Origin of the sequence: Rhodococcus pseudokoreensis (assembly GCF_017068395.1) — a bacterium.
Classification (GTDB): domain Bacteria; phylum Actinomycetota; class Actinomycetes; order Mycobacteriales; family Mycobacteriaceae; genus Rhodococcus_F; species Rhodococcus_F pseudokoreensis.
The window spans coordinates 3,148,569-3,160,860 of sequence record NZ_CP070619.1 but is presented as its reverse complement, the minus strand read 5'-3'; the positions used below and the strand labels follow the sequence as shown (position 1 = coordinate 3,160,860).

The following is a 12,292-nucleotide window of genomic DNA, read 5'->3' as shown; positions in this document are numbered from 1 at the left end:
GTGCGACGTCCCTGCGAGGTCGAATAGACCTACCGTCGTGGGTCTACGAAGATGTCGAGTTCCGGTTCTCCGCCGCCGCCGTAACGCGACAGGTCCGTGATTCCGTTCTGTTCCAGAACATCTGCGTCGATCAGCGTCTGGCCTGTGCGCTCACATGGCGGGCGAGACAGAACGGCGACGGCTGCGTCGGCCATGATCTCCGGACTTCTCGATCGGGAGGCCAACTCCTCGTCACCGATGACGTTCACGACCGCAGCCGTCGAGATCATGGTTTGAGGCCATAGGCAGTTTGCGGCAATCTCGGAGTCCGCGTACTCGGCGGAGAACCCGAGAGTCAGCAGTGTCATTCCGTACTTCGACAACATGTACGCCGGGTGCGCTCCCAGCCATCGTGGTGACAGGTTGAGCGGCGGAGACAGACTCAGAATATGGGCGTGATCGGACTTTCTGAGGAACGGTAGGCACGCTTGGGTGAGCAGGAACGTTCCGCGGCTGTTGATCGACTGCATCAGATCGAACTTCTTGACCGGAAGTTCTTCGGTACCCAGGAGCGAGATGGCACTCGCGTTGTTGATGCAGATGTCGACTCCGCCGAACGTGTCGGCAGCAGTCGTTACCGCCCGCTCGATATCCTCTTCGCGTCGAACGTCCCCGATGACCGCAGCCGCGGAACCACCGGCCGCCTCGATTGCTTCGACCGCGGTGTGCACGGTGCCCGGTAGTCGCGGATCGGGTGTGTCCGTCTTGGCGAGAATGACGGCATTCGCTCCCTCGCGTGCTGCCGCCACCAGGATGGCAAGGCCGATTCCGCGGCTGCCTCCAGACATGACGATGGTCCGTCCATCAAGCGCTTTTCCCACGCTGTCCCTCTTCGTTGGTTGTCAGGCGCACGCGATGTCTGCACATGTCGGAGCCAGTGCGCAAGCCCGCGGGGACCTCGCAGCGTGCGCGGATGCGAGGATCCAGTGAGGCCAGTCTGCCGCGATTGTGGCCTGAATTACTTCACGGTTGATGCGAGGTCCGGGGCTCCGAAATGACGCCTTGCGTGATGGCGACTTTCACGGTGACAGGATGGATGGCCGCAGCGCGGCAGCCCCGAATCCGGCTACCGGATACCGGTGGCTCGATCGGCCGGGGTAATCTTCGACCGATATCGGTTGGCGCAGGTAGGTGAGGTAATTGAACGGAATCCCGACTCCGAACCCGGTACCTCAATGGTTGCGCGCACGGCTCTCGGAGTGGGATCTCGACGCTCTGATCGAGCGAATCGCCAGCGTGGACACGGACGGGGCGTTCCCGAACCGGCGGGGTGACGATCATTTTCTGGAGTTACTCCGGGCCAGCATCCTCGAGAACATGCGTAACATGCAGAGCTACTTGCTCGGCACTGTCGAACTGGGTGCGTTCGAACTGCGGGAGCCCGCAGTGTTCGCACGCAAACAAGCAGAGATCGGGATCGCCCAGAGCGCACTCCAGCACTCGTACCGCCTGGGCATACAGGTTGCGGTCGACCACTGGGGCTCCATTGTCATCGACGAGGGCGCGCGGCAGGAGCTCCCTGCTTCCACGGTGAGCGCCGATCTGCTGTCCAGCGTGATGAGAATGCTCGCCTACTCCGACCATGTCCAGGGACTGGTAGCGGCCGAATTTGCGGAACAAGAGGCTGAACTGCGCCGGACCGGGCAGCAACTCCGCGAGCAGGTTGTCCTCGATCTACTGCACAGGACGGACTCGGTCCGGTCGTCGGACCTTCTGTCGATCATCGGTTACGACCTGTCGCATGCTCATGTGGCAGTCGAGATCAGTGAGGTGGCGCCGGCCGAGGCAACTCGAATCGTTCAGGACCTACGGCAGCTGTCGGGGGCAGTCGGTGTGTTGTCTCTCCACGTGGGGGTCGCTCAGACGATCTTCTGGCTGGGACGACCCCGCGCGTGGCCCACTGCCGCCGTCGAGTCGATCCTCGACGAGGTACGGCGCCGCAAGTTGACCGTGTCGGTGACCAGCGCCGCTGTGGGTGTGAACGGACTACGTCAGACGCACGGCGCACTGGGTGAGATGGCGAAGCTTCGTGTCGATGGAACTGCGATCGGCCCGGTCCTGTACTACCCGGACGTGCGGCTCGAAGTACTGCTGCTCCAGGACTCTGCCGCTGCTCGGCGGTTCGTCGAGGACGAGCTGGGCCAATTGGCCGAGGCCAGTCCAGTGGCCGAGCGGATCAGGCAGACCGTGGCCGCCTCCTACACGTACGGAAGCCACGTCCAGACGGCGATCGCTCTGGACGTGCACGAGCACACGGTCCGCAACAGGCTCCGGCGCGCCGAGGAGATCCTCGGTCATTCCCTGGCCGACCGCCGGACAGAGCTGCAAATCGCACTCCGGCTGAGAGAGACGATGGGCAGAACTCCGAAGGAATCCGAGACCGGGGGCAACTGACACCGGCCGGTTTACGACGCCTGGATCCGAGCCTGAATCTCCTCGTAGGCGCCGCCGATGAGCTCACGGATCACGTCCGCTTCGGCTTCGCCTGCCGGTGGGATGAACGGCGCAGCGAACCCGTGCGCCGCATTGCTCACCGTGATCGTCCGCTTGTGGCTGAAGGTGTCGAATCCGACCTTGCCGGAGTAGGCACCCATTCCGCTACGTCCGATGCCGCCGGACGGTGCGCCGACAACGCGCCAGTGCACAGCCAGATCGTTCCGCGTCACCCCGCCGGAGTTCGTCCGCAACAGGAACTCCCTGAATTCAGGGCTGTCGGAACCGAACCAGTACGCTGCCAACGGGCTCGGCTTTGAAGTGATGTAGGAAATTGCTTCTGACAGTTCGTCATAGGGGTAGACGACCACTACTGGTCCGAAGATTTCTTCGGACGCAATCTTCATATCTGACGTCACGCCGAGCAGCATGGTGGGCGGAATGCGCCGTCGCGAGCGGCTCGGCAGAGCCGCCAGTTCGCCGGGCGGCGCGATGGTGACGACCCGCGCCCCCTTTGCCGCTGCATCCTCGATCAGCCCCATGACTCGGTCGAAGTTGCGGTCGTTGATGATCGACACGACAGCAGGGTTGTCCACATAGGTCGGGAAGTGCGTTCGCACCGACTGCTCGTAGGCCGAGACGAAATGGTCGAGTTCTGCTCGTGGCACGAACACGTAGTCGGGGCACAGGCAGATCTGACCGCCGTTGAGTAGCCGGACACCCGATATGCGTTCGGCCGCAAGTGCGATGTCGGCATCCGGCCCGAGGACGACCGGGTTCTTTCCGCCCAGTTCGAGAGTGAGTGGCACCAGGTTTCTGCCGGCCGCTTCCGCGACGACGGCTCCGACGGCGGGCGAGCCGGTGAAGATGATGTGATCGAAGGGCAGGTCCGAGAACGATGATGCGGTCCTCACGTCGCCCCGGACGACGGCGACCTCTTCGGGGTCCATGCGAACCGCGATGGCTCTGGCGAATACGTCTGCGGTCCGGTCAGGGATGTCCGAGAACTTGATCATCACGCGGTTTCCGGCAGCTAGTGCTTCGATAGCGGGGAGGGCCACCAACTGGACAGGAAAGTTCCACGGCCCGATGACGCCGACGACGCCTTTGGGGCGAGTCTGAATGAAGGTGGGTGTGCCGGCCTCCTCCGATCCAGGGACTATTTCGTCCTGCATCCAGAGTGCGATGTTCTTGCGAATCAGCTTGACGCTGGAGACCACCCCGAGGATGTCCGTGCCGAGATTGGCGACCCGGGGTCGGCTGCCGAAGTCGGCATCGAGCGCCTCGGACAGCTCGTCGGCGAATTCGAGAATGCAAGCGGCAAATCGATCGATGCGGTCGAGGCGCACGTCGGCGCTCGGTGGTCCTTCGGCCAGGTACGCCGCGCGCTGGGTGTCGAGAAGCTCACGCAGGACGGCAGCCGGGGGATCGGTCTGGACGGGATCTGCAGCAGCGTGGGTGGCAGTCATCGGGTATGGGTCCTTTCGTCTGTGAAACCGGCTTATTCGAAACGCATTTCAGTTCGCGATGCGATCCGCAAGATCGATGACCGACTTCGTGAACCTGTCCGGCTGGTCGACACTGACGAAATGACCTGCACCCGGGACCGTGTGAATCGACGCTTGCCTGCCGAGCACCTGCTCGACCGCGCCGGCATTCGCGATTGTCGGGCCGGCATCGCCGAACAGTGCGACGACGGGGACCTCGAGGGATTCGAGGGCCGTCATGATGTCGAACCGCCGGATTGCCCACATGACTCCCATCATCGACCGCGAGCCGGCCTTGTTGCGATCGATGTTCCAGCGCTGGGCGACATCGTCACCGACCGGTCGCGCGAGTCGTGCCTGCACCTGGTCGAAAGACATCGACGGGACGCCGAAGAGTGCCTCCACCGTGTCCCAGTTCCTTGCGAACCACTCGGCGCCGCCGGTCTGAAACTCTGCCAGCACCAGTCCGGCGAGTTGTTCGGGCCGGCGTGATGCGAGCGAGACGGCGATGAAGGCACCGACTGAGCACCCGGCGACGAGCGGTCGTCGAATCCCCAGTTCGGTGATGAGTTCACTGACGGCGTCGGCGTAGCTGTCGATGGACGTGTCCCACGAAACGGGGGACGAATCGCCCTGGCCGGGCATGTCCCACGCAATGACGTCGAAACGTTCGGCCAGCGGCTGCAGCGACATCTCGAACTCGTGCCACGACAGCCCATTGCTGTGCAACAGCACGAGCGGCGGCCCCTCGCCGCCTCTCCGGAAATGTACGTCGCCCAGGGAGGTCTTGACGAAATGGTCTGTAAATGAGCTGGGTTCACTGATGTTCGTGCTATGTGCAGCCATGGTTGATCGGACTCCGTGTTCTTTGTTCGGGCGTTATTGTGTGTCGCCTGTTGTCGATCGTCAGCGGTTGTTCGGAACGCGACGGAGCGCGGTGAACCGTGCGAGCGCCGCCCAGTCGTCGACCGCCTCACGGCTGACGACATCCGCTGGATCGGCGCCCTGGAGGATTCGCTTGATCGGTATCTCGAGCATCTTTCCCGTCTTGGTGTGGGGGAGAGCGTCGACCGCGACGATGTCATCGGGTACGTGCCGCCGCGACAGCCGTGATCCGATCTGCTCCACGAGACGATCCCGAATGCTCTCCGTGAGAATCTCACCGGGTCGCAGAACGACGAAGAGCGGCATCCAGTACCCGCCGCCGGGTTCCTCGATTCCCAGAGCCATCGCCTCGAGGACCTCGGGGAGTCGCTCCGCAGCGTGGTTGATCTCGGCGCTTCCCAGTCGGACCCCGCCGCGGTTGAGTGTTGCGTCGGATCTCCCGTGCACCGTCATCGAGAGGTCGTCCGACCAGATCGTCACCCAGTCACCGTGCCGCCAGACGCCGGGGTACGTGCTGAAGTAGCTGTCCCGGAGCCGCTCTCCACCGGGATCGTTCCAGAACCGCAAAGGCATGGATGGCATCGGTCGGGTGATCACCAGTTCACCCACGGTGTCACGAACCGGCTTCCCGTCGTGCGACCACGAATCGAGCGCGACACCGAGAACGGGTGCCGAGATCCGGCCCGCGCGCACGGACAGTGTCGGTGCACCGCCTGCGAATGCGCCGACCACGTCGGTTCCGCCGGTACTCGACACGAGCGGTATGTGCTCACCCACAGCGGCCGATGCCCAGCCGTATACCGACTCGGCCAGCGGGGCTCCCGTGGACCCGACCGTTCTCAGCGCTGAGAGGCCATAAGTGGCACGAGGGGTCAGCCCCTGCGTCTCGCTGAGTCCGAGATACCCTGCGCTGGCGCCGAACAGCGTGGCGCCGGTGTCCTCGGTGACCTGCCAGAGCCGGTCGGCCTCGGGGTAGGTTGCATCACCGGCGTACGTGATGAGGCAGGCGCCGAGGAGAAGCGTTGAAACGTTCAGGTTCCACAGCATCCAGGTCGGTGTGGTGTACCAGAACCAGCGATCGCGCGGACCGGTGTCGAACTGGAGACCCAATTGTGCGATGTGAGCGAGCAGAACTCCACCATGGCCGTGAACGATGCCCTTGGGTTTTCCGGTGGTGCCGGAAGTGAACACCACCCACAGCGGGTGATCGAACGGCACCTGTGCCGTAGACAGTTCTGATTCACCTGCCGTCGCGTCGAGCCATGAAATCTCTCTCAGATCTCGGGGTTCGCGGGGAGCGAGACCCAACGTGGGAACCGTCACCACGGCGCGCAACGTCGGCAGCAGGCCGACCAGAGTCGATACCTCGGCGCGCCGGTCGTAGCGCTGGCCGCGGTGCTCGTAACCGTCCGCCGTCACCAGGACGACCGGTCCGAGTTGGCCCAGTCGATCTGCCGCCCCGTTCGCCGCGAAATCCTGACCACAGACAGCCCACGTGGCACCCACCGCAGCAGCAGCAAGGAAGGCGACGGCCGCCTGCGGAATGTTCGGCAGGTACCCGACAACCCGATCACCCTCGCGGACACCGACATCCCGGAGCGACCGTGCCAGTGCGGCGACCTGACGATGCAGCTCACTCCACGACATCTCGCTGCGGTCGCCTGATTCTGCGACGTGGACGATTGCCGATCCCTCCGAGGCGCGATGCCGGAGAACTTGGTCGGCGTAGTTCAGACGGCCACCCGGAAACCACTGAGCGCCGGGCATCGTCTCGGTGGCGAGCACACACGTGTAGTCGGACGAGAACTGAATGTCGTAGAACTCGGCGAGAGTCGACCAGTATCCGGCAAGGTCTTCGACCGACCAACGCCACAACGCCTGGTAGTCGTCCAAGGCGAGGGTGTGACGGTTGTTCACGTAATTCCGGAACCGCTCGATCTGCGAATTGCGCGCAGTGTCGGGGTTGGGCGACCAGATCACGTCCGCCGTCGCTGCGGGACCCGGGCGGTCGGCAGTGCCCTCGGTCATGTGGTGTCTCCTTCTGCTCGTGGTGCCCTACGGGCGATTGGTCAGCTGCTGCTCGTCGGACTGGGATTCGGTCAGCTGCCGCGCCCGTGCCTTGGCGAGGTCGGTGTATTCCCGCACAGCTTCGGACGCGCCGCCGACGTCCCGGCGCTGCAGTGCCTCCAGAAGGCGGCGTTGCACCTCGATGAAGGCGCGCGACGACTGCGTGGTCACGCCCTGGAGGCGTGCCATGATCTGAGTGAGATGCAGCCGTTCGAAGCCGGCGGTGAGAGCGGAGTTCTGGGCCAGTGCCACGATCGCCCGGTGGAAGGCGAAGTTGGCCTCCATGAACGCTTTCGCGTCCGTGAAGGTGTCGTTGACCATGAATGCGGCCATGGCGTCGAATGGTTCGGCCAGCCGGTCGATCTCGCGCTGGTCCGCATGCTCGAGACAGGTGTGGATGATGCCGAGTTCGGTGGTCGACCTGGCATCGAATGCCTCCTCGGCCATACGGACGTCGCATTCGGTGATGCAATAGCCTTCACCCGGCCTCCATTCGACGATGCCCTCGATGCCGAGTCTGGTCAGGGCATAGAACGTGGCGGACCCGTCGATACCCATTTCGCCCGCGAGTTCATCACCCTGGAAGCATCTCCGCACCCACCCGCCGCTCAGAATGCGAGAGCGAATTGCGTCATACGCCCTTTCGTCGTCGACGTGTTGGAAACGCCCGAAGCCACCGCGATAGTAGGCCAGAGGCTGCCCCTCGCTTGCCCGCGCGCGCACAACCCGTCCGATGATGATTCGGTGGGTCGCCACATCGATGGTGTCGGCTACCTCGCATTCGATCTGTGCGTGGGCGTCGGCGAGGAGAGGTATTCCCTCGGGCGCGGTGGCGAGTGCGACGCCGCGAAACTTGTCCTCGCTGGGTACCGCGAACTGACTTGCCAGACCCTCCTGCCCCGATCCGAGAATGTTGATCCCGAATTTGCCGGCACTCTGTACGGCGTCAGCTGTCGGCGCCCGACGATTCAAGCAGGCCAGCATGGTTGGAGGGTCGAGCGATAGCGAGGTGACGGAACTCGCCGTCATCCCATGGGCTTGGCCCCCGACACTGGTGGTGATCACGGTGACCCCACTGGCCAGATGCCCGGCGATGTTCCGGAAGGTGACGCTGTCTTTCCCGTCGCAGTCCACTGTTGTTCTCGACATGCGTGATGGTCCCATCCTCGATTCGGCCCGGTTCTCAGCTGACGGCTTCGCTCACGTCGGCGGCCAGTTCCGGTACCTGCTTCGCCAGTTCCGCGTTGACGATGGGAAGTACCTCGTTCGCAATCAACTCCATCGATCGGCGGCCGAGACGATCGTCGACCCAATCCATACCGGCATACACGATCTCGCCGAACCCGCCGACCTGTCGGTTGAGGTCGAGGATCTGCTCTGCCACTGATTGAGGCGTTCCGGCGATGACGAGGGAGTCGAGGGTGCTGTCGAGGGTGACGTCGCTGTCCGGTTGGTCCTGGCGGGACTTGAACAGGTTGAGGCGTCCACCCATCGCCATCTTCCGCAGCATCTTCTCGTAGTAGTGCCGGTAGGGGCTTGCGGGATCTTCGCGCCCGTATGAACGGGCAGTCGCCTCGTCGTCGGCGACGAAAATCGTACGTGCCACCCGCCAGTCGGCCCGGTCGGCCGTTCTACCCACCGATTCCGTTCCCTCGGCGTAGTTGGGCCAATGCGTGGCGACCCATTGCGGGAGCAGGAAGTTCGCGGAGAGGGGGTGGAAGTCTCTGGCGCCCATGGCGAGGACACCCTTCGAGTAGGGCGCGACCACAGTGCCGACGATCTCGGGGCGGGGTTGCTGGAGTGGCTTGTGTACAGCGCCGAGCCCGAGTTCCGGCGCGTGGGTGCGCTGGGTGGTGACGTGGAATCGATCACCTGGTGCGCCGATGTCGTACGGAGCGTCGCGTTGCCACAGTTCGGTGATCACGTCGATCGAGTCGGCGAACATGGCATTGCGGTCTGCGTCCAGGATGCCGAGCAGTTCGGCGTCGGACGGAAGGGCGCCGGGGCTGACTCCCAGGATGAACCGGCCGTTGGAGAGATGGTCGAACATTGCGGCATTGACGGCGATCAAAGCTGGATGGGTGTGGGAAAGATTGCTGGTGCCGGTGCCGAGCCGAATCTGGGTCGTGTCGTGAATGAGGGTGGCCAGGAACAGCATCGAGTTCGTAACGCTTTCCGAACGATCGGTGAGATGCTCGCCGATGAAAGCGTCGTAGAACCCGAGGTGATCGGCCAGGATGATGGCCTGGCGATCTTCCTCGAGCGTCTCGCGCCAATCTCGATGCTCAGGGTGAAAGGGCATGGCGAAATAACCCAGTCTCATTTCATATCTCCTCGCGTTGGCGCTTGGTGGTGTGGCTGTCGGCTGGACGTCGATGGACTGCCTGGGCGGGGCGGTTTCGCGTCTCGGACAGGTTCGAAAGTCGATCGAGGATCAGAATCCAGGGGACAGGATCGGTAATCCGGGTGAGTCGAAGAGCAGCGTGCCTTCCCCGATGAGATGTCCCGAGGCACTCCGGGTTCGAGACCACATCTCTTCGGGGAGAGTCCTGCGCACGGCGGCCTGTCGCTCTTCCCTTTCCAGCAACATTCGCCGGATGAACTGATCGGCGGCGATCTGAAGTTCCACGCCGTAGGACTCGGTCAGGTCGAAGGCGTGGGGACCTTCTCCGATGATGTGGAGGTCGACCGGAACCTGCGCGTCGCGCAACGTCCGGTACATCGCGAAACTTCCCTCGGCCGGTGTGTATCCGTCGTCGCCGCCGAGCCAGAACATCGTCGGCGGGTAGTCCGGACCAGCGTATGCCAGCGGGCTGATCTGCCGGACCGCTGCTTCGTCGGGTTGACCGTCGAGCAGGAAGTAGGCCGGCATGCTGCCATCGACGGCAGGCAGCGGATAGGTCATCCGAGGCTGGCTGGGGTCCTGCAGGTAGAACTGACAGATCGGGTAGACCGCGACGACCGCGGCGACTGCGGTAGACACGTCGGGGTTTCCGCTGTCTCCTTCCCACTCGCTTTCGTCCTGTGTGCCCGCGCACATGAGAGCGAGTTGGCCGCCCGCACTGTGCCCCTGGATCACGATGCGATCGTGGTCGACGCCGAAGTTCGCCGCGTTGCTGCGTGTCCACCGGATGGCAGCCTTGACGTCGTGCAAGCTGGCCGGCCATGGAGCCTCGTCGAGGAACCGGTACTCAGGTGCGACAACTGTGTAACCGAGCGAACTCATGTGTTCACACATGTGCCGCAGCATCTTCCGGCTTCCCCGTCGCCAGGCACCGCCGTGAACCTGCACCACGGCTATGCCGAGATCGCGGCTGGGATCTGGCCGGTAGACATCGGCCAGCAGGTCGCGTCCGGCGTAGCCGTAGGGCACATCTTCCATCACAGTTGTCTGCATGTTCATCCTTCTGCTTCGTGTGGCCGGCTCGTGAGCGGTGGCATCAGGTCGGTTGGTCGATCGGTGTGAGCATGTGCCGGAATCGGCGCCGATGGATGCGCCATCCCTCGTCGGTGAGTCGGTACTCGTCGGTGAACGTCGCGAATCGAATGGGCGCTCTTTCGGTGCCGAAGATCTCGGCGATCAGGACGCGTCCGCGCCCGGTAACCGTTGTCTCGTCGAGAACATCCAGGATCAAATCCGAGGACATGTGAACCATGCCCCTGTCCGTTCGGCCGGCAGCGAGGACAGCGCGTAGCTGCGCCCTCCCGTCGACCACTTTGCCTGCCAGGTCGTACCGGCAGTCTTCGGTGAACAAGGCCAGCAGGCCTTCGTTGTCCTGTTCGTCCGCCCGGTGGTTGAACTCGTGCACCAGACGCAGGCAGGACCGTTCGATTGTGGCGATGGTCGACTCCGGCAAGGTGGTTGCCCGTGCGTTCCCGCTCATGCCGTCTCCTCCTGGTCGATCTCGATCTCGATCGCTGCGGTCGGGCAGCACGCGACCGCCTGTTCGACGGCGGCGCGGTTCTCCGGCGTCAGGGTCGGATCGAGCAACTTCACCACCCCCGCATCGTCATCGAGGTCGAAGACTTCGGGCGCAAGGGCGAAGCACATCCCGTTGCCACAACACACGTCTCGGTCTACTCGGATGGTTGCCAACATGGTTCCTCCAGTGTCTTGTCTCATGCCGGATCCAGCGCGATCACGCAACGCTGAACCCGCGTGGCGATGGGGCCGAATGACACGGTGGCGGGCTCGGCGAGCTCGGCGTTGGGGAACGCCACGGGGAAGCGGCTGATCAGCTCCTGTAGTTCTGTGCGGGCGAGGTGCTGACCGAGGCAGGTGTGTGCGCCCGCGCCGAATGTCAGCGGGCCGCGGCCCTTGGGACGGTCCGGAACGAATGCGTCGGGGTTCTCGAACACCCTCGGATCACGGTTGGCCGAGCGAAGGTGAAGGAAGATCGGCTGACCGGCAGGGAACACCATGCCCTTGTATTCGAAGGATTCCTTCGGGAACCGCAGGATTGCGCCCGCGATTGCGGCGAGTCGAAGCACTTCGTCGGCGGCCAGCGCCGGTGTGGATGCGCCCGACGTGACAGCAGCGAGCAGCTTCCGCTCGTCCAGCAGCTGGGCCAGACCGAAGGTCAGCTGGTGCGCAGTGTTGTCGATGCTGGCGTCGAGGAGCATGCCGGCCTGGTCGTACAGGTCTTGCTCGGTCAGCTGGCCGGTGCGTTGCATTTCGATGAGGTCAGAGAGGACGTCGTCGCCCGGTGCACGTCGACGCTCGGCGATGAGCTCCGCCAGAAGGTCGTGCAGCTCGTGGAACGCCGCCACATGTTCCGCGGCACGATCGGAGCCGCGATCGATGATCGGCCCGATCATGCTGTCGGAGATTCGTGCCACCTGCCCGGCGAGCTCCGGCGGAGCCGCGATGAGATGACAGAACATCTCCGCGGGTATGGGTTCGCAGAGTTCGGGAAGGGCGTCGATGGTGGGACGTCCGGCCACCCGGGCGAGCGCGCGATCCACGATGGATGCTGTCGCCTGGCGCAGGGACTCGACCCGACGGGGCGCGAAGAATGCAGAGAGCGGTAGGCGGAGTCGTGCATGCGGGTCGCCGTCCTGGGTCAGGATGGAACGTGCGTGGTACTCGCGTACCGGTCCCTCCGTGATACCCATTTCATCCATACGATTCATGACCCGTTGCGGCTGCTTCTGCAGGTTGCGGTCGCGGAGCATCTTGGAGACGTCCTCGTACCGCAGTACCTCGAGTCCGCGATCGCTGCTCGCGATCCATGTCTGTTCCCGAAGCTCGTTGAGAACGGGGTTCGGATCCTCGAACGCGTTGGCCACCCAGTCCCACTCGAGTCGGGGCAGCGCGTCCGGGTTCAGTTCGGTGGCGGTGGTTGAATCCACGATTTCTCCTTGGTTCGGTTCGATGTCGG

General features: G+C 63.8%; 11 protein-coding genes. 1 reads left to right on the top strand and 10 read right to left on the bottom strand.

Annotated features, from left to right (window positions below; all coding sequences use genetic code 11):
• Nucleotides 1–29 precede the first annotated feature (29 nt).
• Entirely contained in the window at nt 30–860 is an 831-nt protein-coding gene (locus tag JWS13_RS19555) for an SDR family oxidoreductase (RefSeq protein ID WP_259375228.1), read from the bottom strand.
• A 319-nt stretch (nt 861–1,179) separates the two neighbouring features.
• On the opposite strand from JWS13_RS19555, the gene JWS13_RS19550 reads away from it, so the two are divergent.
• The gene (locus tag JWS13_RS19550) at nt 1,180–2,433 is read left to right on the top strand and encodes a PucR family transcriptional regulator (RefSeq protein WP_206007087.1); all 1,254 of its coding nucleotides are present in this window, start codon (nt 1,180–1,182) and stop codon (nt 2,431–2,433) included.
• 11 nt (nt 2,434–2,444) lie between these two features.
• Here JWS13_RS19550 and JWS13_RS19545 read toward each other — a convergent pair whose 3' ends face one another.
• The 9 genes from JWS13_RS19545 to JWS13_RS19505 form a co-directional block, all read right to left on the bottom strand.
• Nucleotides 2,445–3,941 (bottom strand): aldehyde dehydrogenase family protein, encoded by a 1,497-nt coding sequence (locus JWS13_RS19545; RefSeq protein WP_206007086.1) that lies wholly within the window; start codon nt 3,939–3,941, stop codon nt 2,445–2,447.
• A 48-nt stretch (nt 3,942–3,989) separates the two neighbouring features.
• The gene (locus tag JWS13_RS19540; RefSeq protein WP_206007085.1) at nt 3,990–4,805 is read right to left on the bottom strand and encodes an alpha/beta fold hydrolase; all 816 of its coding nucleotides are present in this window, start codon (nt 4,803–4,805) and stop codon (nt 3,990–3,992) included.
• Nucleotides 4,806–4,865: 60 nt separating this feature from the next.
• Nucleotides 4,866–6,872 carry an acetoacetate--CoA ligase gene (locus tag JWS13_RS19535; RefSeq protein WP_206007084.1) on the bottom strand — a complete coding sequence of 669 codons (2,007 nt, stop codon included), beginning with the start codon at nt 6,870–6,872 and terminating at the stop codon, nt 4,866–4,868.
• A gap of 27 nt (nt 6,873–6,899) precedes the next feature.
• Nucleotides 6,900–8,060 carry a flavin reductase gene (locus tag JWS13_RS19530; protein ID WP_206007083.1) on the bottom strand — a complete coding sequence of 387 codons (1,161 nt, stop codon included), beginning with the start codon at nt 8,058–8,060 and terminating at the stop codon, nt 6,900–6,902.
• A 34-nt stretch (nt 8,061–8,094) separates the two neighbouring features.
• Nucleotides 8,095–9,234 (bottom strand): LLM class flavin-dependent oxidoreductase, encoded by a 1,140-nt coding sequence (locus JWS13_RS19525; RefSeq protein ID WP_206007082.1) that lies wholly within the window; start codon nt 9,232–9,234, stop codon nt 8,095–8,097.
• Between the two features lie 111 nt (nt 9,235–9,345).
• Nucleotides 9,346–10,308 carry an alpha/beta hydrolase gene (locus JWS13_RS19520; protein ID WP_206007081.1) on the bottom strand — a complete coding sequence of 321 codons (963 nt, stop codon included), beginning with the start codon at nt 10,306–10,308 and terminating at the stop codon, nt 9,346–9,348.
• 43 nt (nt 10,309–10,351) lie between these two features.
• Nucleotides 10,352–10,795 carry a nuclear transport factor 2 family protein gene (locus tag JWS13_RS19515; RefSeq protein WP_206007080.1) on the bottom strand — a complete coding sequence of 148 codons (444 nt, stop codon included), beginning with the start codon at nt 10,793–10,795 and terminating at the stop codon, nt 10,352–10,354.
• Complete coding sequence (locus tag JWS13_RS19510; protein WP_206007079.1) at nt 10,792–11,010, bottom strand: ferredoxin; 219 nt, start codon at nt 11,008–11,010, stop codon at nt 10,792–10,794. Before JWS13_RS19510 ends, JWS13_RS19515 begins: the two co-directional genes overlap by 4 nt.
• 20 nt (nt 11,011–11,030) lie before the next feature.
• Nucleotides 11,031–12,263, bottom strand: coding sequence for a cytochrome P450 (locus tag JWS13_RS19505; RefSeq protein ID WP_206007078.1), 1,233 nt, complete (start codon nt 12,261–12,263; stop codon nt 11,031–11,033).
• Between the last annotated feature and the right edge of the window lie 29 nt (nt 12,264–12,292).